This window comes from Dyella sp. GSA-30 (assembly GCF_027924605.1).
Taxonomy (GTDB): Bacteria; Pseudomonadota; Gammaproteobacteria; order Xanthomonadales; family Rhodanobacteraceae; genus GSA-30.
In genome coordinates this window covers 4159285-4185918 of the sequence record NZ_AP027042.1, presented here as the reverse complement: position 1 = coordinate 4185918, position 26634 = coordinate 4159285, and the positions used below count along the sequence as shown (strand labels likewise).

Here is a 26634-nt window from a genome sequence, read left to right as displayed (position 1 = left end):
TCTCCCCTGGCTTGGCCGGGGGAGAGGGCTGGGGTGAGGGGGCTGGGTGCTCGCGAAAACTTTGATCAATTCGAGCTCTTCACCCGTCCTGCCCCAAATCCCGATACCTGCGCGACTCCCGCCCCGAAAGCCACAACCCCATCCGGTCCGGCATCAACTTCACCAATGCCTTGATAAACCGGTTCACCCGCCCGGTGACATACACGACATCACCGCGCTCGGTCGCTGCAATACCTTGTTCAACCACTTCCTCCGCGCTCTGCCACATAAAGTCCGGCAACTTGTTCATCATGTCGCGCGTGCCGGTGACGTCGTGGAACTCCGACCAGGTAAACCCGGGGCACAACGCGCACACGTTCACGCCATGTCCGCGGTTCTCCAGCGCAAGCGACTGCGAGAACTTCACCAGATAAGCCTTCGATGCTGCATACAAGGTATGCCCCGCCGACCCCGGCACATGTGCCGCCAACGAAGCGACATTGATGATTCGCCCATAACCGCGCTTGCGCATGCCCGGCAGCAGATGCCAGATCAACTCGGCAGGCGCCGTCATCAAGACCTGGATAAAATCCGCCTGCCGTTGCCACGGCACCTTGTCGAACGTACCGGGCACGCCGTAACCGGCGTTGTTGATCAGCCAGTCCACCTGCAATCCCTGCGCATCCAGTGCGTCGGACAACTGCTGCGATGCAGCGGGATCGGCGAGATCCGCCGCGATCACCGTGACGTTGCGGCCATGCTTCGCCCGTAACTCTTCAGCCAGCGCTTCGAGCCGGTCGACGCGTCGCGCCGTCAACACCAGATCATGACCGCGTGCTGCAAGTGCACGAGCAAAGGCGGCACCAATGCCGGCGGATGCGCCGGTGACGAGACTGAGCGGTCGTGCTTGGGACATGTGGATCCATGAGTGGAAAGAGCGCCGACGATCTTCGCAGGTGCGCAGCGTTGCTGCTATGTGGACGCACCCTATAAGCTTGCGATTCTTCGTAGTAAGGAATGCTCGCCATGCGCAAGAAACTCGTCGCCGGTAACTGGAAGATGCACGGCAGTCGTTCGATGGCCACGGGCTTGGTGGGCGATATCGTTGCGAGCCTCCCTTCGGATATCGATGTCGCCGTGTTTCCGCCGTTGCCGTATCTGGCTGCCTTGATCGAGCAGTACGCGAGTTCGGGCCTGGGCTTCGGTGGGCAGGACGTCAGCGCGCACGAGGGGCAGGGTGCCTATACCGGCGAAACCTCGGCCGCGATGCTGGCCGACGTCGGCGCCACCTGGGTGATCGTGGGCCATTCCGAGTGCCGCCAGTATCACGGCCAAAGCGACGCGCTGATCGCCCGTAAATTCGCCGCCGCCCGCGCCGGTGGGCTGACCCCGATCCTGTGCCTGGGCGAGACCCTGGCCGAGCGCGACGCGGGCCAGACCGAGCAGGTCATCGGGCGCCAGCTGGCCGCGGCGATCGAGCTGAACGGTATTGCCAGCTTCGACACCGCCGTGATCGCCTATGAGCCGGTCTGGGCCATCGGCACCGGGCACACCGCCAGCCCGGAGCAGGCGCAGGAGGTTCATGCCTTCATCCGTAGCCAACTGGCGAAAGAGGATGTTATGATTGCCCGTCTGACTCGGCTGCTTTACGGCGGTAGCGTCAAAGCGGCAAATGCCGCGGCCCTGTTCGCGCAGCCGGACGTGGATGGCGGGTTGATCGGCGGCGCCTCGTTGGTGGCTTCCGACTTCCTCGGTATCTGCGCTGCGGCGCACTGAACGCAACGGATTCCAAAGAAAACCATGTTCGTCATTTTCAGTGTGTTCTACATTCTGATCGCGGCGTCGATGATCGTGCTGATTCTTATGCAGCGCGGCGCCGGTGCTGATGCAGGCTCCGGTTTCGGCGGCGGTGCTTCCGCCACCGTGTTCGGTGCCCGCGGATCATCGACGTTCATGACCCGTGCCACGGGCGTGCTCGCCGCATTGTTCTTCCTGTTGAGCCTTGGCATGGGTATCTACCTGAGCCGCCATGGCGCACCGACGGATACCGCCGGCAACGATCTGGGCGTCATGTCCGGTCTTGCCAATCCGCCGGCAAACAAACAGAATGCGCAGCCCACGGCGCCGGCCAACTCGGAAGTCCCGCAGGCCACCGTGCCCGCAGCGACCACTCCGGCGGCCGCCGCCCCGGCAGCAGCAAACCATAGCGACGTTCCGGCTCCGCAGCCGGCCGCCAAGAACGACGTCCCGGCTCCGGCCCCGGACAGCAAAAAGTAAGTAACGCAAGACACCTGCCCAGGTGGCGGAATTGGTAGACGCACTACCTTGAGGTGGTAGCGACGCAAGTCGTAGGGGTTCGAGTCCCCTCTTGGGCACCAATTAGGGGTTTCATGGCATTCCACCGAGACCCATAAAGCTAAAGAAACCCGCTGTTTAGCGGGTTTTTTTATGTCATGAGGTTTCATAGGGGCCCGTACAGTTCTATGGTATCTGGGGGTAGGGCTGGGGGTATGTGGCAAGATGCGCCCATGTCCGCAATGAAAATACCCCCAGGATGAAGCTGACGGAACTACAGGTGCGTAAGGCTGCCCCGGGCGAAAAGCCGCGGAAGCTCACCGACGGCGCCGGCATGTATTTGTTGGTAACACCCTCTGGCGGCAAGCTCTGGCGCCTCAAATATCGTGTCGATGGCAAAGAGAAGGTGCTGGCGCTGGGCCGTTACCCTGACATCGGCTTGGCCGATGCGCGAGCCCGGCGTGATGAGGCGCGCCGGCAGATCGCTCGTGGCGCTGACCCGAGCGCAGAACGTGTAGCAGAGCGCCAGGCGCGCGCCTTGGTCGAGCAAACAAAGCAAGAGACGTTCGAGGTAGTCGCGCGCCGTTGGATGGATCGCCAGGAGGTTGCCGAGATCACGGCTAACAAGAATCGGTGGATCCTCGAGACGTTCCTATTTCCGCACATCGGTCACCGGCCCATCGGAGATATCACGCCACGAGAATTGCTCAATGCCCTGCGTCAGACTGAGTCCAGCGGCATGTTGGAGACCACGAAGCGCGCAAAAATCAAGGCCGGCCAGGTGTTCCGGTTCGCCATCCTCGAAGGCTTGACCGACAATGATCCGACACCGAGTTTGCGCGGCACATTGAAGACCCCGAAACCTAAGCATCACGCTGCGGTGGTGGACCCGAAAGAGATTGGGGCGTTGCTTCGCGCCATCGACGGGTTCGCTGGTCAGCTGGTTACGAAGGCAGCGTTGCAGTTGGTGGCCATGGTGTTTGTCCGGCCTGGTGAATTGAGGCGGGCCGAATGGACCGAGATCGACTTAGACGGCTCCATTTGGCGTATCCCTGGCGAGCGTATGAAGATGAAGGCGCCGCATTTGGTGCCATTGTCTACACAGGCCGTGAGTATCCTGCGCGAGCTGCAGCCGCTCACAGGTTCAGGACGCTATGTCTTTCCAGGACTGCGCTCGGCCAGCCGGCCAATGAGCGAGAACACCGTGAATGCCGCGCTACGTCGACTGGGCTACTCCGGCGATGAGATGACGGGGCATGGCTTCCGTAGCCTTGCTGCCACACGACTGAATGAAATGGGATGGAACGCGGACGCCATTGAGCGCCAGTTAGCGCACGCGGAATCCAACAAGGTACGAGAGGCCTATACCCATGCGGCACAGTACTTGGACGAGCGCAAGCGCATGATGCAAGCATGGGCTGACCACTTGGAGGGTTTGAAGCAATGAATAACCTCGGGCTCAACCTTCCTTTAAGGCCCGGTTTACTAACTTCGATCGATCAAGATTTCGGCGACGAACACTATGTTGTTCACCGGGAGAATCCGGCATTTGATTTCTTCTGGCACATGGCTTTATCTGTTTCTGCAATGACGATTGCGATCTCATCGATTAACAAATTGACTGTTAGCAAGGGTGACTACATCGGGTTATCAGGCGTCGGTTTTGACTACACTGTGCGTATACCCGCACACGGTTCCGTGGAAGATGTTCTTTCGGGACAGAAGATTCTAGGTATGGTAATCACATTACATTTTGGCAAGGATCAAAGCGCCCAGGCTGGTTGGCCAGAAGAACTTAAGAGATGGATGGAAATGGTTCTGTGGCCGGGCTTTGTTCATTTATTTGAAACACATGAGACTTCAATCTCTAAGAGAGGTGGCGATGCAGGCCGTCTCGCTCGGATACTCAGAGACGCATACGCTCATGGAGGAAAAATAGCTAACAAAAAGAGCGGCCTCGAAAGTAGCTGGCATGGAGTTTCGATCACCAAAGCGAACAATGGCGATCCCGTATCCGAGTTCGTCGGCGGGTCGGACTTGATAGTTTTGGCTTTGAAGTTATGCAGTGTGATCGCCTGAGTTAGATCGCCACGGCTAGGCCGGCCAGCCGAAAGCGGGAGACCTTCACCCGTTGCCGTGGCTTCCTTGAAGGGCGCAACGAAGGTGCGCGATGGTAAAAAACTTAAGCCGACAAGCAGCGACTTGCGATTATTGCGGCAATACACTCTCTTGTAATAGCGGAAGTGCATTGGATCACGGTTACTGGAGATCGCAAATAGGCTTGCGCTCATGTGACGACTGCCTGTTGTTGCAAAGTGATGATTTCTCACTTTGCCCAGACCGTCTGTTCGCACTTCGTTTGCTGCACGTTCGCGGGATCAACATCGAAGCCGTTGAAGGTGTATTCCAAAGGGCCCGCGATGTATTTTTCGCCGATCAGGTGGATTCCGCCGCTGGCGAGATGCGTGACGCATTAGAGCTGTTTCAAGCGGGGGAGCGGCTGGCTGCCATGGAAAAGGCTCAGGCCGCTTGGAACACAGCAAATCACCTCAATGACTTGATGACTAACGGCGCGACCGCTGCAGGCAGGAAACTCAAACAGGGTGGCCGCAAAGGTGCCGAAGCCAGCAAAATATCGCGCCGCGGTGAGAGTTCAGGGCGATCGAAGGTCCTTGCCGAAGCAAAGGCCTATTCCGGGAGCCCTGCGGCCAGGGTGACGACGATCGCCAAGCGCGCCAGTGTCACGGCGCAATACGTCAGGAAGGTCCTAAAAGACGCGAAACTGTAGCTCCTATAGTTTCGCGCTTGTCTCGTTCAATGCGCCTCACCGCAACATGCAGTGAGGACCCATGGAATCACACAACATCCCCTCAACCGGCTACCTGCGTCAGGCGCAGTTGGTCGGTCATATCCTTCCTATCGGCGCTACAACCCTGTGGCGCTGGGTAAAGCAGGGCAAATTTCCTCAACCTATCAAGCTCTCCGAGCGCGTCACTGTGTGGCGCTGCGAAGATGTTAAAGCTTGGATGGATCAACAGAGGGCGGCGGCATGAAGAAGCGCCATTGCCTCGGTTGTAATGCGCTACTCACCAAGCGCAGTAACAGCATGACCGTAAATCAGAAGGATGGTGAGGTAACGCTGAGCTACACCTTGTGCATCAGATGCTTGGTCAAGCTGGCGGACGAAAAGGATCCAGGGCGTGAAGCGTTTGAAAAACGCATCGAAGATGCCTATGTGAACTTGCGTCAGGAGCTGAAGGCATGATCAGTGCATCCATGACGGAAATTCGGCTCGTCGGCGTATTGGGTAATAAGTACGGTAGGCGACATAGGGTTCTTCTCGATTCAAAAACGCCTGCAGAAGCTATGCAGTGGATCCAGTCGCAGTTTCGTGACGCCAGGTCATTCTTCGCCAATGCGCACCGTCAGGGAATGGAGTTTGCGGTGTTCCGCGGCAAAGGTGCGAGCCGGGAAAACATCGGTATTGAGCAGCTCAAAGAACCGGCTGGCGGCACAATAACTTTCGTGCCGATCATTAAGGGCTCGAAGAATGGTGGCGTGCTTCAGACCATCCTCGGAGTCATCCTCGTGGTCGTCGGCGCCTACATTTCTGAATCGGATGGCGGAACAACGTTGGGCATCGGCATCAGTATGCTGGCTGGCGGCGTTGTGCAATTGCTTTCCCCGCAGCCCAAGCTCAACAAGAACGCCGACAGCGCCGAGAATCAACCCAGCTATGTATTCAGCGGCGCGGTGAACACCACCGCGCAGGGCAACCCCGTCCCGGTTGGCTATGGCCGCATGATCATCGGATCGGCTGTGATCTCTGCGGCCATAACCGCCTCGGATTACGTCCCCGCGACGTCCGGTGTCAGCTCTGGCACACCGAACGGCAACCTCAAGAAGACGCCATACGACCAGGACGTCTGACCATGCGCCTATTGACGATGTCCACACGGCCGGCGCATGCTCCTCCCATCACCGCAAAATCGGTGATCGGGCGTGAGAACCCGGATAGACCAGAGGCGCAACGGCGCCGCAACGGCGCTTTTTTGTTGCGTCATGCCCAGCTTTTATGGCGGGCGTGTCGGGCAGGCTTCGGCCTGGCCGGGTCTCCTTTGGTCCCCGGTTTCTCACCCCGGCACGTCCGTCACCTCAATCGCGTGAGAACGATCGGTGACGGTTCCTCAGACCATAGGAGCCATATGATGCGTAATCACGCTCAAGGTATGCCCACACGTTACAGCGATCGCGCCATGGCCGCGACAACCTCGCGCATGCTTTCGTCTAACGTTTGGCGACGTACGGTGAAGGCTCCTTCCCACGAAAGGAGCCTCAACCATGAGTAACCATAAGCAATATCGCATCGCTTTAACCTTCGAAGAACGCGACGAGATCCCCGTCGATGATGAGATCGGCAAGGTTATCGGATGGCAAGCGAGTTTTGGATTGAGCACCTTGCTTCCAGTCATTGAAATGATCGCTGATGACATTGAATCCAAAGACAGCAACGCATCCCGTAACCCGAAGAAGGTAGCAATGGCGCTCTGGTCTGTTTACCTTCAGATCGAATCGTTAAGGAATACGTTCGAAGACGTAGAAATGTCTTTGGGACGCGAGTTGCATCGTGCTCAATGCATGATCCGTGCTCTGCAGGAAGAGAACAGGCAGCTTCGTGATGCGCCTATGGCGACGGATCGCGCTGCATGAACCTGCTCGAATCTGTAGTTAAAGCCATGCGGGCTCAAGGAATGGAGCCTGCAGATATCGGATGCATCCGCCTCGACGGTGTTATCTGCAGATTCGATTGCAGTGACGACAAACGCGGTAGGCGCAACGCATGGTGCGTTGTATTTGCTACCGGACCGCGCCCAGTTGTTTCCTTCGGGCACTGGGCCCGGTCAATCCGTCAGACAGTGGTGCTCGGGCCTGGTGAGCAACTCACTTTGGCTGAAAGGGAGATGGAGCGGAATGCACGACAGCAAGCTATGGCCGCTAGGGATGCGCAACGTAAGCACGCGCAGGATCGTGTGCGCCGTGAGGCTGCTGATCAATGGCAGGGTTCCGAGCCAGCGAACAATTACCACCCCTATTTGATCCGTAAAGGCATTGACGCTGCTGGCGCTCGTCAGCATGGGGGATTTTTGCTTATTCCGCTCAGAGATACCCAGGGCCACATCTGGAATCTGCAACGCATTAGGGCTGATGGCGCGAAGCGATTTTTGCGGGGTGGTCGCGTCAAAGGCTTGTATGCATGCCTTGGCGGTCCCGTGGCTGGCGCGCTGATCATCTGTGAGGGGTGGGCCACTGGCAAGAGTTTGCATGCTGCTACGGAGCTTCCTGTGGCTGTGGCGTTCTCTGCAGGTAACCTGCTGGCGGTGGCCAGGGCCATGCGCGAGAAATATCCATGCGCTCGCATCGTCATCGCCGGCGACAACGACATTAAACCGGACGGTAGCAACCCAGGCTTGGAAGCGGCAAAGGCTGCCGCGGCGGCCACCCATGCACTTTTGGCTATCCCGCCCATTGCGGGCGACTTCAATGACTTCGCCGCGCAATGCGGCGCCGACACCAATGGTGAGGCAAACACGCATGAGCAATTCTCGTAGCCCGATCGCTGCCGCGATCGAGGCGGCCACCCCGGTTGGGGTTGGTGCTTCTATCATCACGTTGGCGACTGTTTCACCGCAGCCTATTCAGTGGCTCTGGCGACCGCATTTCGCCCTAGGAAAGCTGAGCGTGCTGGCGGGTCATCCGGGGCTTGGCAAGTCGCTGGTGACAATGGATGTCGCCGCACACGTCTCCACGGGCAGGAGATGGATCGATGGGTCGCCTTGCCCGCAGGGATCGGTCGTGCTGGTGTCCGGTGAAGATGACCCTGGCGATACGCTCAGGCCCCGCCTGGACGCCGCTGGAGCCGATGTGAATCGGGTGCACTACCTTCGATCGGTCTACGACCTGGAAGGCGAACGCGGTTTTACTCTGGCCGACGTGCCAGCTCTCAACGGGTTGTTGGCGCGTCTTGGGGATTGCCGCCTGATCGTTATCGATCCTGTAAGCGCTTATCTGGCCGGTACCGACAGTCATAAAAATGCCGATGTCCGTGCTCTGCTTGCGCCGCTGGCACAAATGGCTGGCGATCACGGTGTCGCAATCATCTGTGTGAGCCATCTGAACAAAGGACAGGGTGATGCAATCGGCCGCGTTACTGGATCCCTGGCATTCGTTGCTGCGGCGCGGTCTGCGTATGTCGTGGCCAGAGATAAGGAAGACCCGCACCGCCGTCTCCTGTTGCCCATCAAGAACAACCTTGGTGCAGACATCGCGGGCGTGTCCTATCGCATAGCAGAAACGATGGTCGACGGCCTTGGCGGCGTTCCCTATGTGACATGGGATCGCGACCCAGTGACGGCCTCTGCCGATGAAGCGCTGGCGCCTTCCACTTCAAGCGAGTCCACCGTGGCCGATGCCACCGACTTCCTGAAGGAGATGCTCCAGGACGGGTCAGTCACAGTGAAGGAGCTGAAGCTCGAGGCCACGGCCGCCGGCATCACCTGGAGGACCATTGAGCGGGCCAAGGCGGAGATGGAAATCATCGCCGAGCGGCAGGGGACGCAGGGGCGCGGAGGTGGGTTTTGGATATGGCGTTTTAAGTCCGCCAGCGATAAGACCGCCAACCCTACGTCAACGATTGGCGGTCTTAATGAAAATGGCTCTGCAATGCGGGTTTGCGAGGGTTCAGAGGCGTTAACACCGCCAACTTTTGGACTGGCGGACTTAAACAAAAAGGAGGGTGATTTGCTCGCCGACAGGGAGGTCACTCACCTATGAGCGCCTGCCTCGTCCTCCTCATCTTGCAGAGTGTCGGCGCGACCATCCGGCGGGATGGCTTGGCGATCGATGCGCCAGCTGGCGCCATCACTGCTGAAATACAGGCGGCGGTCGTTCATTGCAAGTCCGAGCTCCTGGCCATGCTTCCCCGAGGTGCTGAGCAATGAGCGAGGCACGGCAACTGCTCAAGCACCTGCAGGCCCAGGTCGACGGTCGCGCCGACGCTACGGAAAGCATGCTGCTGACCGCGGTAAGAAATGCTGGATATTGGATCAGTGCTGATCGACGCATCGGTGAAGCGGACCTAGCGGTACTTCTTGGCATAACGCCTGGAGGTTTGGCCAACAAGCGCCGCGACGGCTCGGCGCCACCGTTCTACGTGCTGGGTGGTGCAGGGCATCGGGTGACCTATCGCCTGGCGGAAGTGGCGGCGTGGATTGAAGCGCACCGCGAAGACGGATAACTAAAACCGATGCAACCCCATGGAAGCTAATGGGCTGACACGCGCTCTCCTCTCAAACTGAGCTCACCGAAACTTGCACGGAAATCATATGAATCGCACTACCAGTAAACAGATCCCGCGCGGCCTTCAAACGGTCCGTGCCGAAGCAGATGAACTTCCGGCGCTGATTCGCGGCCTGAACGCGTCCTTTGCTGATTTCAAGGCCAAGCACAACCAAGAGGTGAGGGAACTGCAAAGCGCTGTAGACGCACTGGCCATTCGCAATGCCAGCGTAGAAATGCATGGCGGAGGTAGCCAGGATGCGCCAGTAGAACCCGTGCACGCTGCTGTTGGTCTTCGCGGCACGAAAGCGATTGCCGAGCACTTCAAGTCGCGTGCGAAAGCGAAGGGCGAGAATAATGCTGTGTCGCTGGCGGACATGGTACGCGGAATCGCCGGCATGCAAACCACGGAAGCTGCCATGGCGTCATTGTCCCGCGGGACGGACGCGAACGGTGGTTATGCCGTTCCCAACATCGTGATGCCTGGCATTTTGGATGCGCTGGCAGAACAAAGTTCGCTACTGAGGGCCGGTGCCAGCATATTGCCGCTTGATGAAGGCGCCAAAACAATAACGACAGCTGCGATCGATACATTGCCCACGCCGAGCTGGCGCCAGGAGCTCGGCAACGTCGCCGAAAGCGGGCCGACCTTCCGAGCCGTTGTGCAGACACCTCAGTCATTGGCGTGCATTGTGCGCATCTCGCGCGAACTGCTGGCCGACGCAGCGGATATGGATCGTGCGCTCCGCACAGCCATTTCGCAGGCTTTCGCCGCAGAGCTGGATCGCGTGGGCCTTGTTGGTAGCGGTGTCGCGCCTGAGCCTCTGGGCATAATGGGTACGGCAGGCGTGAACACGATCGCCCAGGCTGGCGCTGCGTTCGCTTATGGTGACTTACTCAAGGCCTACCAGGCGTCGCTCGATCATCGCGCACCGGTGCCAACCAGCGCCATCTTGGCCCCGCGTACGCTCATCGAACTCGCAGGCCTTGCCGATACCCTTGGGCAGCCGCTCAATCGTCCGGTATTGCTCAATGACGTATCGCTGCTTCCTACCACGGGTGTGCCGGTGAACCTCGGTGACGCTGACAACGAATCATTGGCGTTCGTGGGTGACTTCCGTGTCGTGCAGTTCGGTATGCGTGAGGCCTTGAGCATCCAGCTCCTGCGTGAGGCGTATAGCAAGACCGGTGAGATTGGCTTCCTGTGCCATCTGCGTGCAGACGTTGCAGTCAACTACCCGAGCGCTCTGACCGTAATCACTGGGGTCAAGTGAGACCCGGCGGACAAGCCGATGAGTGTCCGTCTTCATGAAACAACCTCGGCAGCCTGAGCATTGGTAGTACTGCGTTGCAGACGGTTCTTTGGGCCGTGCCTTACTGATGTGACCAGGCCAACGCCTCGATGAGCAATCATCGAGGCGTTTTAGTTTCAGTGTCTGGCATGCAGTTATTGCGCTTTCTGCACGGTTGCGTTGCGCAGATGTGGCTGGTGCTGGCTCAGGCCGAGCTAACAGCGTAAGTTGTTGATTTAATGAATGTGATCGCGACTGCCAGGGGCTATGAAAAGTCCCTGTCTGCCCGAAACCTAGACCGACGGTTCCCAAATTTACGCATTTCCACAATTCGCCGGACGACCTAAAAGCGCTTCCGAGGCTGAATTACAGGGGTTTTCTGGTTTCTAAATACGGGAAAATCCCGTGTTTACGTTGAGAGCTGTACGGTATCTGCCGCGCCGAGTTTTAAAATACCCCGTTTAGGGGGTATTTCTGGGGGTATCAACGGTCTATTGCCGTTAGAATGGCCAAAAATGCAGCAAATTCGAGTCCCCTCTTGGCACCATATTGAAGCGGTTGGTCTTTGGACTGACTGCTGAGCTAAAAGAAAAACCCGCGCCTGGCGCGGGTTTTTTGTTGTACTGATTCTCATCGGGAAAAGCGCCGCCGATAATCGGAAGGCGTCAGCCCCACGATCTTGTGAAATACACGCCGGAATCCTCCCGCGTCGTCGTACCCTACATTGGACGCAATGTCGTCTATGCTCCGCTTGGAGAATTCCAGCAATTCCCGTGCTCGGCTGATCCGCAGCCTTTGCTGGTACTCGCTCGGCGTCATGCCGGTCGCCTTGGTAAAGCGGCGGAGGAACGTCCTGGGTTCAAGGCGAGCGTAATGGGCAATGTCCGCGACGGACACGGGTCGCTCACGCTGTGTCCAAAGCCATTGCTGCACTTTCAGGATCACCGCATCTCCATGCTTTGTCCTGGGATTGAAGTCACTGTAGTACCGCTGTTCGCGCCCAGGCGGGTCGACGAGCATATAGCGTGCTGTTTCAAGCATGACCGTCGGGCCGAGGAACCGTTCGGTCAGGCGTAGCCCCAGGTCGGCCCACGCCAGCACACCGCCGGCGGTGACTACGTCGCCATAGTCGATCACCATGTGATCGCTTTCTACGAGCACATCGGGAAAGCGGGTGGTGAATTGTTCGGCCAGCGCCCAATGCGTCGTGGCCTGACGTCCCGTCAGCAGTCCCGTCTCCGCCAATAGGAAGACACCTCCACATACCGCTGCGATCACCACGCCCTCCGCGTGTCGCTGACGTAGCCAGGGTATGAGGGGACTTGCCGTGAAGCTCTGCAAAGGGGCGCGAAGATTGCCTGGAATGATCAGGATCGTCGGTGCATGCGGCAGGCCGGATTGGCTGTCACTGGAGTGGGTGACTTCGGTTTCACCGTCATCCCATCGCCAATGGACGACGCGAATCGGCGGCGGCCCATCGCCGTCTTGCCGCTTTGACGCGAATTCGCCGGCATAGGTAAACAAGTCGGTCAGACCGTGGACACCCGCGAGTGAAGTGCCTGCATCGCAAACCAGTCCGACCTCGACACTAGGCTTTGGAGAGAGCGCCGTTTTGACCATGGTCTTTGTCCGATTCGTCCATTGTCGCCTTGCCGTCGCTAAGAATACCCTTTGAATGGACGTCTAGATGGCGCCCTGAGAAACCTCAGTTCCCATCGTCGCTCCGGCGGAGACCGGGGCTCAGGGGCTTCGATACGCTGAAGCGTAAGACGCTGGGTCCCGGCGTTCGCCGGGACGACGGACCGAGAGGGTTGCTCGGGGCTTCGGTTAGATCGGGCTATCGGCGTTTGCCAGCCGTTCCGTTGAATTCAACATTGCACGAATGAGGTGTGTCATTCCTGATACACCCGACTCACGCATTTGTATCCATCTCATCTGGAAGGCGAATGACATGACTCAACGTTCCGATGATTCGAAGAGCACAGGCAGTTCGTACGTCACGGTCAGCGATGGCACACGGATTTTCTTCAAGGATTGGGGCTCCGGGCAGCCGCTGTTTTTCCATCATGGCTGGCCATTGAGTGCGGACGACTGGGATGCCCAGATGATGTTTTTCCTGGCGCAGGGCTATAGGGTCATCGCGCACGATCGTCGCGGTCATGGGCGTTCGACGCAAACCGATAAAGGCCACGATATGGACACCTATGCGGCCGATGCTGCTGCTGTCGTGGAAGCGCTCGATCTCAAGGATGCAATTCATATCGGCCATTCGACGGGCGGCGGTGAAGTGACGCGCTACGTGGCGAAGTACGGCAAGGGACGCGTGGCGAAGGCTGTTCTGATCAGTGCTATTCCTCCGCTTTTCATGAAGACGGACAAGAATCCCGATGGTGTTCCAAAGGATGTCGTAGACGGCATTCGGGATGGCACGGCTAACCATCGCTCGCAGTTCTACAAGGACATTACGATCCCGTTCTATGGATTCAATCGCCCGGGTGCAAATGTTTCCGAAGGCATTCGGGAGAACTGGTGGCGTCAGGGCATGATGGGCAGCATTCTGGCCCAGTACGAATGCATACGAGTTCTCTCCGAAACGGAGTTCTATGACGATCTCAAGTCGATCGATGTGCCGGTATTAGTGATGCACGGCGAGGACGATCAGATCTGTCCATTCCCTACCACGGGAGCCCGGTCGGTGAAGTTGCTGAAGCACGGAACCTTGAAGTCATATCCCGGGCTGCCGCACGGCATGCCTACAACGCACGCGGATCTTATAAATGCAGATCTGCTGGCGTTCATCAAGGCGAATTAGTTCGGGCTTTGACGATGCTTCAGCCGGCGGCAGCATGTAAGTCAGCTGCCGCCGCCATGGATCAGGGATAGCGCAAGGATTCGGGAAGCCCGAAACCTTGGTCGGTCACTTCTTGGCACCTAGGGCATGAAATTCAACAAGGATGCCCAGGTCATCCAACGTCGGCGCCAGGAATGCCTCACCGAACGGACTCTTGTAGCGCGCGAAATGGTGGTCAAACACCTCATATCCCCGCTCGACCCTTCGCTGCGCCCGATCCAGATCGGACACACCGATACTGACGCCGAGTATCTGCGTGCCGCCGCGCTTTAATGCATCGGCCGCCACGCCCGCGCCATCGGGGTCGAACAACAGCAGGTGGCTTGGCCCGATCGCAATCGAGTAACCCTTTGCGCCGATCTGCGGCAGCCGAACCGGCGTCGCATCGGCGAAGCCCATGCTTGCCAGTTGCTTCAGGTCCGTGTCGACCTGGTTCGACAACAACCAGATCGAGGTCAGTTCCCGGGCGCCGTTGGGGTGTTCGCGTGAGAGCTGGTCGTCCAGGACGCTGCCTGAGTCTTTGCGGCCGGGCGCGTAGTCGATGAAGAACAGGTGGCTGGCCAGCGGGGAGGTGTCGAAGGCGAACAGGCGCCAGCGTGGCGGGTTGTTGGGGCCTTGGCCGTCGGGGTCATTCGCCGCTGCACTGAAAATCGGTGTTACCGCGAAGCCGCGCTGCTTGAGTAGCGCCTGGGCGGCATCGAGCGCAGAGGTGTGGATGCCGAAGCTGCGAGCGCCGGGCTGGCCGTTCAGTTCCTTGTAGTCGGCGCGGGAGCCCGGGTCCATCTTTGCCTCGGCCACGTCCGGCTGGGCGATGCCCAGCAGCTCGATAAAGCTGGTGTCGGGCAGGCGGATGTAGCGGTTAGCCACGCCGTCAGGGGCTCGCCCGGGGCGGACCTGGAAGCCCAGCTTGGCGGCCATGATCGCGGTGGCCTGATCGATATTGCGGCCCCAGAGCAGGATGTGGTCGAGGCGGTCGCCTGGAGGCGGTGTCTTGTCCGCGGCCAGGGCGGTGGACTGGCCGATTAGGAGCACCAGAAAGAACGCAGTCAGCAGTTTGAAGACTCGCATGCGATATCGGATCCTGGGGGAAAGATATGGGGACGTTATTTGCAGGAACTTTCGGCGGTGCGCAAGGGCCGGATTGCACCTCGGCGATGAAATCCCGCACGCCATTGCCATGGCTACCCGAATGCGCAGGTCATGCTGACCATTTCCCCGTCATCGGACGAGCACATTCGGCCGGTTCGGCGCATAAACGGATGCTTTTTCACATGGGAGAGGAAAAGGTTTTCCGAAAACGTTTTCAGGTCTCCACCTCGATTTCAATCGGTCGCCGTGGTGACGCCGATCCCTGTCGAAGGCCCGATGTCTATCGCCGGGTGGTTAATGCTTATCAGTTTGATCCGATTAATCCGCTGCGCCTCAAGATGCTCGATCTCGCGCTGACGACTCTGGACAACGAATTGAGCAAAACTGTCGTCGAGTTGGCGGTTCTGGACGCGCATTAAGTGGTCAAATTCAAGTTCCAGAAGTTCTTTCGCCTGGATTATGCGTTTTTCGATTTCGGCAAGGATATGGCTCATTGCGAGTCCTGGTAGTTGCAGCAGTGCGCGGACCATAGGGATAGGCAACGGATTCAGCCTGATTTGAAGATTGAGACGGAGTAACAACGGTAAAGAAGATCAGGTGGGGACAACGGAGACCCTACATTGCGGGGGCAATGGAGAACTTAGTGAATACGATGAGATCGAGGATCGAACTGCAGGACGAATTGGACATGCTGGAGGCAGCCGCATCTGGCATTCGGTACCCAGGACCGGGCAGCAGCGCGCTGCTGCAAGCCATTGTCGACCTGGCGGATCACCCGCTGGTCCGTGTGCGGGACAGGCCCTGGTTGAATGCGCAGCTCGATAAGCTTCGAGCGAGGCATGGGCTGCCGCCAAGCGAAGATCCTCCCATTTCCCAATCAGAGCCGCAGAGCATTTAAGTCGCCGGTATGTTTGGCGCCGGTTCGGCGGCGGCTTCGCAGTCAATGCGTGGCGATAAGTGAAGTCCGTAGGTTTCACTTCAGTTACTGGTTCCAACCCGTGATATCGATGACCAGCGTGCCGCTGATCCCCGGGGTGCTGGTGCTGGCGAACGGCACCTTCAGCGTGGCGCTTTCATTTGACCAGGGGAGGGGCTGGTAGCCCGCTCCTGTGGGTGCAGCAGCCTGGCTCTGCCAACGGGTCCGCACTTGCCACGGTTGCGCTGCTGTTGCCGGCGGAAGGATTTCAACGACCAAGGTATCCCGAAACAGGTAGCTGCCTTCGTAGTGTTGATCGAACCAGAGAACCTGTTTGACCTTGTAGTCAGGCACGCGCACGCCAAGCGTGAGGCTGTACGAAAGGGAAGGGTCGTTTGGATTCACTCGTGAGATGTTGGCCAGGAACACACTGGAGAGATAGACCTTTCGCCGGGATGGATCGGCGTCGGTCGCCAGCTCCTGCTGTGTACGGCAAGCGACGGAGTCTTCTTCGGCCATGCGTCGGGTCAGATACCAGGGCTTCCCTCGCGGTGAGGCGAGCGCTTCGAACTGATATAGCGCATCCACATCGGCGGCGTCTTTTTGTATGGCCGGCGGGAGCGTGACGCTGTCTACCTGAGCGAAGATATCCACCCTGACGTCGCCAAAAAGAAAGCGCACCAGGTTCTGATAGGCCTCCTCGCTATTGACGATGCCGAAGTATCCGGAGTGGGAGCGATAGGCATAGGCTGCCGCTACCGGTGTCTCGACGGCGTTGGCGTCGATGCTGCACAGCGAGGCATTCTCGATGCGTACCAGGCCGTCGCTGCCATGGCCGGCAAAGGTTCGCGACAGGCCCTGTGCTACTTCATAGTCGCCGCGATTGCTACCGATCATGCAGAAGCAGCGCCGGATGTCGATGTCTTGCCCACTGCGCAGATAGTCGGACCGGCCCTTGGCGATCAGGTTGGCGTCGTAGCCGAACAGGGTCATGAGATTGCTGCGATTGAAGGTGTTGATATCGAAGAGGCCAAGCCACTTCGGCACATTGATCCCAGCCATGTCGATGCCGTTGTGCGGTGTGGCATACGTAAAGAACTTGTCCACGGCCTTTTTGGATTCCGGCGTATTGAACTGCGGGTTCTGCAGGAAAGCACGGCAGATCAATCCGCCCATCGAGTGGGCAACCAGATAACACTTGAAGTTGGCAGGGTCGACGCAGTTGTCCGCGTTGCCGCAAACATGGTCTCTTACCTTGAGGATGAGATCCGAAAGACCCTTCGCAAAGCGTTCCATGGAGGCGCTTTGCTGTCCACCTATCAAGGGAGCGGTATCGTCGTAATACCGGTAGATGATGATGGATCGCGTCGACAGCACGCCCTTGAAACCTTCATCAGGAAGATCCAGGCCGTTGTCGTAGATGGCGTTGTAGCCAAAGTCCTTCATCAAGCGAACCAGCGGCGATTCAAACACGAACCGCTGGGCGGGTTTGTCCTTGTCGCTTACCGCCCGATAGACCGTGGAGCCCGCATTGAAGCCACAAAAGGGATCCGCTGCCGTTTCGTTCTTTTCTTCATCCGTCATCGCGTAGCCGCGAACGTAGATGATCGGATAGCGTACGTCTGGCATGACTGCCGTCCTTTTCAGGCGTTATGTGGATGCCACGGCAAAAGAGTGTCCGAGTTTTGTAGGGTCGGCTTCAGTCGTGACCCACGCTCGCGTTACTGCTTGTCGCGGCTGAAGCCGCTCCTACAAAGATGGCACTTTCGCCCGCTCAGGTCTCATCGGCCGTAGTGGCCGTTGGCGCGTTGTTCTTTGTCGCTTCAATGCCATGGTCGCGCGCGGCATGGGATGAGTACATCTCGCTGGTGCCGATCGGCTCGCCGTTCGCGGCTTTCAGTACGAAGTAGGGCGTGCCGTTGCTGGCCACTTTATGTTCGTAACGCTGATCGTGTGGCGCATTGGTCTTGACCGATGCTATGCCGTTTTCCGCGCCTTGCTTGCTGACATAACGCTCGCTGGTAATAAGCGTTTCGTGGTTGCCGCTGGCCTGCAGTACAAAGTAGAACTGCGCGCCGGACCGCTTCAGAACGAATCTACCTGCCATGGTCATCTCCCTATGTACGGGTGCGAAGCCGCTTCGCCAATCGAGAACGGCAGCGCCGGGGCAACGTATCAGGTTGATTTGTATAGGTCAGGTCGGCTATTAGGGGGATTAAGCGGCTAATGCCTTGAATGAATATATTGTAGGGTTATGAATTAAGTCGTTTTTTTAATGCATCGAGGATTTGTAATGGATACACCTTCTGGCACGCTGCAAATCTGGAGTCGCTTCGCCGCTGTACCGTGCGGTAAATGGGCGTTTTCGCGCCTGCTGTGCTTCAAGGCGCCTTATTTCGGCAGCATCCGCCCGCGTTTCGTGACACTCAAGCCGGAATACTGCGAGGTGCGCATTTCCAAACGGCGGGCCGTACTCAATCATCTCGGAACGGTGCATGCCATTGCGATGTGCAATATGGCCGAGCTGGCGGGCGGCACCATGACCGAGGTTACCGTGCCGTCGACACATCGCTGGATTCCCAAGGGAATGACGGTCGAGTATTTGAAAAAAGCGACGAGCGATCTCGTCGCTGTCGCTACGCCCGAGTCGGCAGCCGACTGGTCGCAACCTGGCGAGTACAAGGTTCGTGTTGTCGTGCGCAACCGGCATGACGAGGCCGTATTTCAGGCGCTGATCACGATGTGGGTGTCTCCGAAGAAGGAGAAGGCCTAGCACCGGCTTGGCGGCGAATCATGCTAAGGATGGATGAGCGTCTTATATCCCAGTACGGCGAATCCAATGATCAACATCAGGATATAAACCGTCGCACGTATCCGCTGTGCAATACGCAAATGTTTCGCTGCTTTGGATGTCACCACAAGTCTCCCCCTCAAGAGATTGGACCCGGCGAATGTTACAGGGGCGACGAAGCCAGAGGGCAGCTATTTGAATTGTATGATTTAATTTCGCCCCGACGCGGGCCGAATTTGTAACGCGGCCATCCAAACGCTCAAGCTCACCGGCTAAGCTACCGATAACAAGACCAAAGCCAGCCACGGAGCAGGGTTAGGGTGGAGCATCAGGGGGTTCAACGGTACCAGCAGACCTTGCTGGACCTCGAAGAACAGGAGCGGATCTCTGCCGAGACGCAGAGGGCGTTGCGTCGCCTTGTCTCCCGCTTGGCAGTGTTTGGTGCTGGCCGGCATAAGGCCGCGGATGTATTGCTCGAGCGCATCGGCCAGGAAATGCGCCGCGAGCCGACCATGGATACGCTCGATAGCCTGCTCAGCGATATGGTCGACGCGATCGCCCGGCTGGACGAAGCGACGGCAGCGGCGAGCCCGCCGCCTGCCTCCGGGCATCGTGCCCTGGCCGTTGCGCTAGACGGTATCGAGCTCGACCCCGCATTGAGCAGTTCCGCCGAGGTGTTGAAGGTCAGCCTGCAAGACACGGCGACCGATGTCCTGTCCAAGGCGCGCGAGTTGGCCCATCTGGTCAATCGCCATGGACGATTGCTCAAGGACGATATCGAGATCATGCAGGGCGTGCTGCATTCGGTGGGCAGTCGGCTGGAAGATATTCGTCGTTATATCGACGTCGAGGTCACCGAGCAGGAAAGCAACAGCAGCCAAGGCCAGGCCTGGGACGCACTGGTGCGCGAAGAAATGCGCGAGCTCGGCGAGCGTAGTCGGCAGGCGATGGACTTGGCCAGCCTGCGTTCTCAAGTAACGACGCGCCTGGAAACCATCGGGCAGCACTTTCGTTCTTATCGCGCGAGCGAAGATGCGCGTTTCGCGTCCTACCTGCAGCGCGCCGATCAGATGCGCCAACGCGTCGAAGAACTGGAGACGCAGACGGCCACGCTCAAGGATTCGCTCAAACGCGAACACGAGCGCGCCTCCACCGATCAGCTGACTGGCATTCCTAACCGATTTGCCTACGAGACGCACATCGAAGCGGCGTGGCGGCAATGCACGCTCGAGGGCTCGCCGCTGTGCGTGGCTGCGCTGGATATCGATCACTTCAAGCACATCAACGACAGCCTGGGGCATGCCGCTGGCGACGCGGTGCTGCGCATTGTCGGCCAGACGCTGCATGGCCAGGCCGACGAACGCCTGTTCGTGTGTCGCTACGGTGGCGAAGAGTTCGTGCTGGTCTTTGCACGGACCGGTCTGGACGAGGCGCTGCGGCGTAGCGATGCATTGCGCATCCTGGTGGAGCAGCTGGCGTTTCGTGCCAACGGCAAGGCGGTACCCGTCACTCTTTCCGGTGGCTTGGCCGTGTTTCGGCCGGAAGACACGCCCGAAGAAGCGATGCAACGCGCCGATCGAGCCTTGTATGCGGCCAAGGATGCCGGTAGAAATCGCCTGATGAGTTAAGCCGGAACCGCGGTGCTACACCCGGTTCAAGGGAATCAGGACGGAGTTGCGAATGACGAAGTGGTTGCTCGGTTTCATGCTTGGCGTGTTCCCGCTGTATGTTCTGGCCGATGCCGTTGATGACGCGACATTGGTGCACAAAGCCGACGCGATACTCGATGCCGGCATAGCTTCCGATGCCCCTGGCGCCAGCGTTTTGATCGCGCGCGATGACCAGGTTATTTATCGCGGTGCTCGCGGCGAGGCGAATCTCGCTCTGGGTGTGCCGCTGTCGGCACAGCATGTTTTCCGCATCGGCAGCATCACCAAGACATTTACCGCGGCGACCGTGCTGAAATTGAGCGCGCAAGGGAAGTTGGCGCTGAGCGATCCACTGTCGAAATTCCTGCCCGATTTCCCCAATGGCGCCCATATCACGGTGGCCCAACTGTTGGACCACACGGCGGGCATCAGCGATAACTGGGACGTCGATCCGGCCAAACCACTCGACACAGCGACCCTGGTCAAGCATATCGCCGCGCAAGCGCCGGATTTTGCGCCGGGCCAGGCATGGGCTTATAGCAATTCGGGCTACCTGTTGCTGGGTGCCATCATCGAGAAAGTCACTGGGCATTCGTGGAGTGACGTGATCCACACGGAGTTTGCGATTCCCCTGGGGCTCGCGCGCACCGGTTTTTATGCGGACAGCGCGGTCGTTCCCGACCTGGTGACCGGTTATAGCCGGGACGGCGACGGCCATGTGGTGTTGCCGCCCTACGTCACGATCACCGGCCCTGGCGCCGCCGGCGCGCTGGTCTCCACGGCCGACGATCTGTTTCGCTGGATGCGCGCGCTGGCGACGGACAGGGCCATGCCTGTCGGCTTGTACCAGACCATGTCGAGCAGCAAGGCTACCGACGACGGAACACCCGTGAACTATGGTTACGGCCTGATGCTCGGTACCGTTCGCGGCGAAGCGGTGGTCGAACACAATGGCGGGATCGAGGGGTTTTCGTCCCAACTGACTTATTTCCCGAAGCAGCACATTACCGTAGTCGTACTGGCCAATACGGATGCCGGTTCGCCCAATCCACGTGCTCTGGCGCACCGGCTGGGGGCGCTGGCGATCGACAAGCCATACGCGGATCTCGAATCCATCAAGGCGGGTAGCAAATATCTGCGGGCGCTGCGTGGCACTTACCGTGTCGACAAGGCCGGCAAGCACGTGCTGTCCGTTGATGGCAGCAAGTTGATCATCCAACGCGATGGCGGCCCGAAGCGTTTATTGACGGTCGCGCGCGATGACGTACTTTTCTATCCCGATGATGGTACCGATTACATCAAGGTGATTCGTGACAAGCAGGGTTCGGTGGTTGCCCTCGATTTCTATGCCGATGGCATGCCGCCAGCCCGACACGAAGACCGTATTCATTGAAATGGGATCGGCCTCCCACGGCGGGCGCAAGAATTCGCCTGTCGTGAAATGATGCGAGTTACTCGCATTTTGGAAGAAAATCGCGCCAAAAAGTTAATCGTAACCTGCGTCATCACTATTTCGTGATGAATACCCCGCGTTTGCATAACGGTTCCGTGTGCTCTGATGGCCCTCGAGGCCGCTTCGGCCTGGGAAAACTCAGCGGAGGACACATCGCCATGACACCCCTGGACAAGCCGTTACGTCGTGCCATCGTTATCGATGGCACGGAATACACCTTGCTGATCGACCCCGATGGTCTGCGCCTGACCCAGAAGGGACGCCGCAACGGCGTGTCTGTCGGGTGGAAAGAGCTAGTCAGCGGCGAAGCTGCCCTAGGCAACGGTTCAGTGGCTGACGAACCTGGCGCCGGCTGACGGCGCTGAAGCTATCGACAGCGTTAAGCCTCGTTTGGCCTGCCCCTTGGCAGGACGACAGGCACTCTATCGGGTGGCGTATCCATGTTAGATATGCGCCACCCGATGGGAGGACCGCGCGATGCTCGATCTTGCTGCAGCCATAGCTCACCACCTGTTGATCTTCGGCCTGTTTGGCGTACTCGCCGCTGAGCTTGTCCTGGTCAAACAAAGCATGGACCAGGCCGGTGCTCGACGCGTGGCAGCGATCGATCTCTGGTATGGCGTCCTGGCTGTACTGATTCTGGTCGTGGGTTTCAGCCGAGCCATCTACGCTGCCAAGGGCTGGCCCTACTATTCGCACAACGCCTTCTTCTGGGCAAAGATCGTCACCTTCGGGTTGATTGGTTTGCTATCGGCACCACCAACGATCGCATTTGCGCGGTGGCGCAAGAGCGGGCAAGCACCTAACCAGTCACAGGTCGCTTCCATACGACGTTTTCTCTGGGCGGAAGTCGCATTGTTTCCGTTGCTGCTGATCTTTGCCGCGGCGATGGCGCGCGGCTATGGGGTTATGGGCCCAGGTTAGGGGCGGGAGGCTTTGCGGCGGCGGATTTCTAGCTATGCTTGAAGCCGCCATTTCACTCAAGAATCGATCATGCTCATTCGACAGGGGAGTTCGCGGACTGACGCCACAGACCGCAGGCTGGCATGTACCTTGGCGGCGGTAGCCGGGGCACTCAACACCGCCGCGTTTTACGCGGTGGGATTCTTCTCGGCCAATATGACCGGCAATGTTTCATCGTTGTCCGACCATGCCGCGCGTGGTGAGTGGCTCACTGGCGTTTTCTATCTGCTGATCGTGGTGATCTTCGTACTGGGCGCCTCCAGCTCGACCTTGTTGATCAACGCCGGTCGGCGCAGGCAGGTTCTGGGCATTTACGCGGTAACCATTCTGATCGAAGGCGTCTTGCTCATTGCGCTGGGGCTGGTCGAACTTTGGATTCCATCCCTGCAGAAAGGTCCTGTGTTGATCCTCGGTCTGAGTTATTTGATGGGGCTTCAGAATGCGGTGGTCACGCATATATCCAACGCCCGAGTTCGCACGACACACGTCTCCGGTATGTCTACCGATATTGGCATCGAACTGAGCATGCTTTTCGATATCGCCAGAGGAAAAGAAGAGCCGGCCGAGGCTGCGCAATACAAGTCGCGCCTGCGGTTGCATACGCAGACGGTGTTGTCGTTCCTGGGCGGTGGGGTGGTGGGTGTGCTGTTTTATCAGGCTATCGGCGATCGTCTGCTTTTTGTGGCTGGCGCAGTGCTTATGGCTATTTCCACGAGGGCGATTTTACGCGCGAAAAGTGCGACTTCTATGGGCCTGCTACCTAGATAGCCTGTACATGGTTATTTCTTAAAGCGTCGATGTATTGCGTGTCAGGCCACGGACGGAGAGGGCGGAATGAACGTTCGCAAGCGCGAAAGCAGACGAATAGCGGTGGTCCTGCTACTCAGCCTCCTTGTTTCTTGTTCTGATTGGCACGAGGCTGACAGCACAGCCAAGACACCAACCTACGATGACGATGCCAGGGCTGGCTGGACTCAATTTATCGAACTCGCAAAAACAAAGGACAAGGTCATATCCGAGCAGCTTCTAAGGCAACGATATGGGCAGGATGTAAGGAAGCGAGACTACGGCGATCGGAGCTACGGAATCGTCGTGGACTACACGAAGCCTGAAGGTCACGGCTTTCATATCGGGCTTTCCTATTTGGCTCGGCCAGTGGCTCAAAAAGACTATTCCCATCCCCTGTCGGATCTGGCCGTTTTTTTGCCGTCGAACGGTTGCCTCAATCGAGATGCAGCCCGGTCCGATCTTGCCGCGATCGGCTTTGTTTTCACTCGAACGGTGGCCTTTTCCGGGCTAATCGACGAGTATCAAAAGGAGGGACGCGGCGTGTCGCTTGAGCTAAGAACCGCAGTGCGGGCTCGAACGATAGTCCAAGAAATGAAATATGGCCCCAGGCCCGCAGTCATATGTGTGCAAACCGCCACGTTGTCGAGCATAGCCAGAGCAGTTGTGCCATTGGATTGATCTTGAGGGAGGGGTAGTGCGACTTATGGCTTGTACTCGGCTTTTATTGACGAGTTGTACGGGCATGCAGCAATGAAGATTCGAAGAATTCGCGATATCGCGTATGCCTCACCGCGTGATAGTAAGGAACGAATCTCCACGCGCTACAAGCGCGCTATGCTTTGATCGGAACGGGGCGGAATGGATCCGATGACTTCAATACCTTTAGAACAACTATTCGCGCTCTCGCCACTTCTGCCATGGTCATTGGCTTGCGTGGCGGCTATGGGAGCCGAACGCATGGCCGGGTCTTCGGCGCGATGGGCTGATCGGCGCTTGAATCTGGCGGCTGGCGCTTGGGTGATCCTGGCCATGGGTGTCTGTCAGGTCTTGCTTCTGGTTCTGTTCGCTCTCGTCCAGAAAGTTGTCCATCCCGACCACCTCCCCATCGTATTGGACCGCGGGTATCCCGGGGCGGCTGTGGTGGGGGCCTTGCTATGGATCGTGCTGTACGACCTGGCTTATTACGCGTTTCATCGGGCACAGCACAAGTTCGCTTGGTTGTGGCGCTTTCACGCCGTCCATCATTCCGATCCAGCCATGAATGCGACTACTTATGCGCGTCAGCATGTCCTGGAAAGCGTGTTTCAATCAGTGTTGATTCTTTTCCCCATGCTGCTCCTGTTTCGGCTGTCATCAGACACTGCGCTGGTGGTGGGATTGCTATCGGCAGCGTTGCAGTTCTGGATTCACGCCGATGTGCGTGTTCACTACGGGCGGTGGTCGACTATCCTGGCCAGCCCGCTTCAGCATCGGTGGCATCACAATCGAGATCAGCAATATGGAGAGGCGAATTTCGCCGGTGTTTTTCCATGGATTGATGTGCTCCTGCGTACGTATCGGGCTCCCGACCCTCACATCCGCGTCGACACGGGGCTTTTCGACGGCACCACGTGGAATGACATGCTTGGGCTTCTAACCGCCGATCCGGCGATGCGGGCGGGTGTTGAAACTCGGGCGAACGATGCTCATGAAATGCCGAGCTTTTCATCCGTGCCCATGGAGGCACTGCGAGGGGATGGTCGCGACTGAAGTCGCTCCTACAAACTCAGTTAGGCACAGCTAGCTTGTAGAAGCGATAACCGTGAATCTTGGCGTAGCGCTCAGGTGAGGGCTACCGCTGACGCAAATGTGATAGCCCAAAGACTCAGCTGGATCACGAGCGTAGGCAGGATGGCGCTGACCGAGTGACGCCTCGTCGCCACAAACCAGAACATGATCGGGACCTGCCCAAACATCAGCATGATCGCGATGTGGTCAGATGCCCCTTCGTCGTTGCGTGGTGCATGCAAGCCGTTTCTAAAAAGCTCAACGACGATCATCAGTAATACGGTGACGGACATGAGGATAGGCATCGCCCCATCCCATTGTCTGATGGGAGCGCCACTCATGCGCTTTGAAGGAGGAAGTGTGGAGGACACGGAGGTGCTCCCTGGCTGGATCGAAGAAACATTGCCGTCGGTTCATGGCAGAGGGATGGCAATGGTCGGTACTGGGAAAGATCATCCCGGACCCACACAAAAAAGCCGCCTAAGTGAGTCAATCACATAGACGGCCGGTATTGGTGGAGGTGGCGGGAGTCGAACCCGCGTCCGAAGGCGTTCAACGCCCGGTACTACATGCTTAGCTCACTGTTGAATCTCGTCCCGCGACAGCACAGTGTGCGCGGCGCATCGAAGGACCAGCCCGCTTTATTTAACCCTTGCCGACAGGCGGCAGCTTCGGGCGATCCCGTGATAATGACCCTACATCCACGAGCACAGGCACAAGTGGGTTCGGGGCTAGGCCTTAAGCGGCCAGAGCGTAGTTGTCGTCGTTGGCAACTATAAGTTTTGCGACTGGTTTAACGAGGAAAGTCACCCCCTCGGCATGCACCAAGCTATCTCACTACCCCCGTCGAAGCCATGACACCCCCAGGGAAACTGGGATAGAGCTGGAAGGGAACCGGGAAAAGCTGGAACGGGTAAGTATATGTAGCTATTCGGTCATACATCAAGGCTGCGCACGCAGCTGTGTTACGTCTATTGTCATCACCGTGGGCGCCACAAGGGGAAAGTCATGGCACGGATACGTCTGGCCGAGCAGGGCGACGCGGGTTTGCTGACCGAGTTGCGTTGCGCGTTTCTCGAAGAAATGGGGCAGCACCTGCCCGATGGATTCGCCGACCGGTTGCGTTACTGGATCGAGGACGCCCTGGGCGACGGCAGGCTGATGGCCTGGCTGGCCGAGGTCGATGGCCGGGTGGCGGGTAGTGCAGCGGTCAACCCGTATCCGCATATGCCCTCGCAGGCCTATCCAAACGGGGTGGGCTGGTATGTGCTCAATGTCTATGTGCGGCCGGGCTATCGCCGGAAGGGCGTTGGCGATGCCTTGCTGACCACGGTGGCCTCGGCGGCGCGGGAGCAGGGCGTGGATATGATCAACCTGCACGCTACCGTCAGCGCGCGCGCCTTGTACGAGCGGCATGGATTTGCCGTCTCGGTCGACGCCATGAGCATGCTGCTGGAGTGAAACA

At 58.4% G+C, this 26634-nt stretch carries 30 protein-coding genes, 1 tRNA gene and 1 other RNA gene; 25 read left to right on the top strand and 7 right to left on the bottom strand.

The features are described 5' to 3' along the window. Positions 1 to 79 precede the first annotated feature (79 nt). Complete coding sequence (locus tag QMG46_RS17520; RefSeq protein WP_281849137.1) at positions 80 to 895, bottom strand: SDR family NAD(P)-dependent oxidoreductase; 816 nt, start codon at positions 893 to 895, stop codon at positions 80 to 82. Positions 896 to 1005: 110 nt separating this feature from the next. On the opposite strand from QMG46_RS17520, the gene tpiA reads away from it, so the two are divergent. The 14 genes from tpiA to QMG46_RS17450 all read left to right on the top strand — a co-directional run bounded on the left by tpiA (position 1006) and on the right by QMG46_RS17450 (position 10883). Beyond that, a complete protein-coding gene (gene tpiA, locus QMG46_RS17515; RefSeq protein WP_281849136.1) occupies positions 1006 to 1755 on the top strand; it encodes a triose-phosphate isomerase in 750 nt (249 codons plus the stop codon). A 24-nt stretch (positions 1756 to 1779) separates the two neighbouring features. Beyond that, complete coding sequence (gene secG, locus QMG46_RS17510) at positions 1780 to 2256, top strand: preprotein translocase subunit SecG (protein WP_281849135.1); 477 nt, start codon at positions 1780 to 1782, stop codon at positions 2254 to 2256. A 16-nt stretch (positions 2257 to 2272) separates the two neighbouring features. Further along, a tRNA-Leu gene (locus QMG46_RS17505) sits at positions 2273 to 2357 on the top strand. A 176-nt stretch (positions 2358 to 2533) separates the two neighbouring features. Then, complete coding sequence (locus QMG46_RS17500) at positions 2534 to 3721, top strand: tyrosine-type recombinase/integrase (protein WP_281849134.1); 1188 nt, start codon at positions 2534 to 2536, stop codon at positions 3719 to 3721. Continuing rightward, positions 3718 to 4353, top strand: a complete 636-nt coding sequence (locus tag QMG46_RS17495) for a hypothetical protein (RefSeq protein WP_281849133.1) — start codon at positions 3718 to 3720, stop codon at positions 4351 to 4353. Before QMG46_RS17500 ends, QMG46_RS17495 begins: the two co-directional genes overlap by 4 nt. A 226-nt stretch (positions 4354 to 4579) precedes the next feature. After that, entirely contained in the window at positions 4580 to 5062 is a 483-nt protein-coding gene (locus tag QMG46_RS17490; protein ID WP_281849132.1) for a hypothetical protein, read from the top strand. Positions 5063 to 5123: 61 nt separating this feature from the next. Continuing rightward, positions 5124 to 5327 (top strand): helix-turn-helix transcriptional regulator, encoded by a 204-nt coding sequence (locus QMG46_RS17485; protein WP_281849131.1) that lies wholly within the window; start codon positions 5124 to 5126, stop codon positions 5325 to 5327. Further along, positions 5324 to 5539: a hypothetical protein gene (locus QMG46_RS17480; RefSeq protein ID WP_281849130.1), complete on the top strand. Its 216-nt coding sequence runs from the start codon at positions 5324 to 5326 to the stop codon at positions 5537 to 5539. The genes QMG46_RS17485 and QMG46_RS17480 overlap by 4 nt, the downstream gene beginning before the upstream one ends. Then, positions 5536 to 6204 (top strand): tail assembly protein, encoded by a 669-nt coding sequence (locus tag QMG46_RS17475; protein WP_281849129.1) that lies wholly within the window; start codon positions 5536 to 5538, stop codon positions 6202 to 6204. Before QMG46_RS17480 ends, QMG46_RS17475 begins: the two co-directional genes overlap by 4 nt. A gap of 411 nt (positions 6205 to 6615) precedes the next feature. Then, a complete protein-coding gene (locus tag QMG46_RS17470) occupies positions 6616 to 6984 on the top strand; it encodes a hypothetical protein (protein ID WP_281849128.1) in 369 nt (122 codons plus the stop codon). After that, positions 6981 to 7883, top strand: a complete 903-nt coding sequence (locus tag QMG46_RS17465; RefSeq protein ID WP_281849127.1) for a toprim domain-containing protein — start codon at positions 6981 to 6983, stop codon at positions 7881 to 7883. Before QMG46_RS17470 ends, QMG46_RS17465 begins: the two co-directional genes overlap by 4 nt. Then, positions 7867 to 9105, top strand: a complete 1239-nt coding sequence (locus QMG46_RS17460; RefSeq protein WP_281849126.1) for an AAA family ATPase — start codon at positions 7867 to 7869, stop codon at positions 9103 to 9105. Before QMG46_RS17465 ends, QMG46_RS17460 begins: the two co-directional genes overlap by 17 nt. Before the next feature lie 163 nt (positions 9106 to 9268). Next, positions 9269 to 9568: a helix-turn-helix transcriptional regulator gene (locus tag QMG46_RS17455; RefSeq protein ID WP_281849125.1), complete on the top strand. Its 300-nt coding sequence runs from the start codon at positions 9269 to 9271 to the stop codon at positions 9566 to 9568. 88 nt (positions 9569 to 9656) lie between these two features. After that, positions 9657 to 10883 carry a phage major capsid protein gene (locus tag QMG46_RS17450; protein WP_281849124.1) on the top strand — a complete coding sequence of 409 codons (1227 nt, stop codon included), beginning with the start codon at positions 9657 to 9659 and terminating at the stop codon, positions 10881 to 10883. Positions 10884 to 11531: 648 nt separating this feature from the next. On the opposite strand, the gene QMG46_RS17445 is transcribed toward QMG46_RS17450, so the two are convergent. After that, positions 11532 to 12521, bottom strand: coding sequence for a GlxA family transcriptional regulator (locus tag QMG46_RS17445; RefSeq protein ID WP_281849123.1), 990 nt, complete (start codon positions 12519 to 12521; stop codon positions 11532 to 11534). Between the two features lie 331 nt (positions 12522 to 12852). Between QMG46_RS17445 and QMG46_RS17440 the strand changes: the two genes are divergently transcribed. Next, on the top strand, positions 12853 to 13713 hold the full coding sequence (locus QMG46_RS17440; protein WP_281849122.1) for an alpha/beta fold hydrolase: 861 nt from the start codon (positions 12853 to 12855) through the stop codon (positions 13711 to 13713). 105 nt (positions 13714 to 13818) lie between these two features. Here QMG46_RS17440 and QMG46_RS17435 read toward each other — a convergent pair whose 3' ends face one another. Beyond that, on the bottom strand, positions 13819 to 14820 hold the full coding sequence (locus tag QMG46_RS17435; RefSeq protein WP_281849121.1) for a VOC family protein: 1002 nt from the start codon (positions 14818 to 14820) through the stop codon (positions 13819 to 13821). Positions 14821 to 14846: 26 nt separating this feature from the next. Here QMG46_RS17435 and QMG46_RS17430 point away from each other — a divergent pair, with 26 nt between their 5' ends. After that, positions 14847 to 15260, top strand: coding sequence for a hypothetical protein (locus QMG46_RS17430; RefSeq protein ID WP_281849120.1), 414 nt, complete (start codon positions 14847 to 14849; stop codon positions 15258 to 15260). Between the two features lie 563 nt (positions 15261 to 15823). On the opposite strand, the gene QMG46_RS17425 is transcribed toward QMG46_RS17430, so the two are convergent. Further along, entirely contained in the window at positions 15824 to 17386 is a 1563-nt protein-coding gene (locus tag QMG46_RS17425) for an esterase/lipase family protein (RefSeq protein ID WP_281849119.1), read from the bottom strand. 145 nt (positions 17387 to 17531) lie between these two features. Continuing rightward, the gene (locus tag QMG46_RS17420) at positions 17532 to 17864 is read right to left on the bottom strand and encodes a YegP family protein (protein ID WP_281849118.1); all 333 of its coding nucleotides are present in this window, start codon (positions 17862 to 17864) and stop codon (positions 17532 to 17534) included. A 186-nt stretch (positions 17865 to 18050) separates the two neighbouring features. Here QMG46_RS17420 and QMG46_RS17415 point away from each other — a divergent pair, with 186 nt between their 5' ends. From QMG46_RS17415 to QMG46_RS17380, 8 genes are all read left to right on the top strand, one after another. Further along, on the top strand, positions 18051 to 18530 hold the full coding sequence (locus QMG46_RS17415) for a hotdog fold domain-containing protein (protein WP_281849117.1): 480 nt from the start codon (positions 18051 to 18053) through the stop codon (positions 18528 to 18530). Between the two features lie 338 nt (positions 18531 to 18868). Next, positions 18869 to 20176, top strand: coding sequence for a GGDEF domain-containing protein (locus QMG46_RS17410; protein WP_281849116.1), 1308 nt, complete (start codon positions 18869 to 18871; stop codon positions 20174 to 20176). Positions 20177 to 20228: 52 nt separating this feature from the next. Next, entirely contained in the window at positions 20229 to 21590 is a 1362-nt protein-coding gene (locus QMG46_RS17405) for a serine hydrolase domain-containing protein (protein ID WP_281849115.1), read from the top strand. Positions 21591 to 21808: 218 nt separating this feature from the next. Then, positions 21809 to 22006: a hypothetical protein gene (locus QMG46_RS17400; RefSeq protein WP_281849114.1), complete on the top strand. Its 198-nt coding sequence runs from the start codon at positions 21809 to 21811 to the stop codon at positions 22004 to 22006. A 121-nt stretch (positions 22007 to 22127) separates the two neighbouring features. Continuing rightward, a complete protein-coding gene (locus tag QMG46_RS17395) occupies positions 22128 to 22574 on the top strand; it encodes a DUF2214 family protein (RefSeq protein WP_281849113.1) in 447 nt (148 codons plus the stop codon). A gap of 129 nt (positions 22575 to 22703) precedes the next feature. Next, positions 22704 to 23381, top strand: coding sequence for a YoaK family protein (locus QMG46_RS17390; RefSeq protein WP_281849112.1), 678 nt, complete (start codon positions 22704 to 22706; stop codon positions 23379 to 23381). Positions 23382 to 23447: 66 nt separating this feature from the next. Beyond that, entirely contained in the window at positions 23448 to 24080 is a 633-nt protein-coding gene (locus QMG46_RS17385; RefSeq protein WP_281849111.1) for a hypothetical protein, read from the top strand. A 180-nt stretch (positions 24081 to 24260) separates the two neighbouring features. Further along, positions 24261 to 25151, top strand: a complete 891-nt coding sequence (locus tag QMG46_RS17380; protein ID WP_281849110.1) for a sterol desaturase family protein — start codon at positions 24261 to 24263, stop codon at positions 25149 to 25151. Between the two features lie 71 nt (positions 25152 to 25222). On the opposite strand, the gene QMG46_RS17375 is transcribed toward QMG46_RS17380, so the two are convergent. Both QMG46_RS17375 and ssrA read right to left on the bottom strand, forming a co-directional pair. Further along, entirely contained in the window at positions 25223 to 25540 is a 318-nt protein-coding gene (locus tag QMG46_RS17375) for a hypothetical protein (RefSeq protein ID WP_281849109.1), read from the bottom strand. Between the two features lie 141 nt (positions 25541 to 25681). Next, positions 25682 to 26034: a transfer-messenger RNA gene (gene ssrA / locus QMG46_RS17370) on the bottom strand. Positions 26035 to 26177: 143 nt separating this feature from the next. On the opposite strand from ssrA, the gene QMG46_RS17365 reads away from it, so the two are divergent. Then, positions 26178 to 26630: a GNAT family N-acetyltransferase gene (locus tag QMG46_RS17365; RefSeq protein ID WP_281849108.1), complete on the top strand. Its 453-nt coding sequence runs from the start codon at positions 26178 to 26180 to the stop codon at positions 26628 to 26630. The last annotated feature ends 4 nt before the right edge of the window (positions 26631 to 26634 follow it).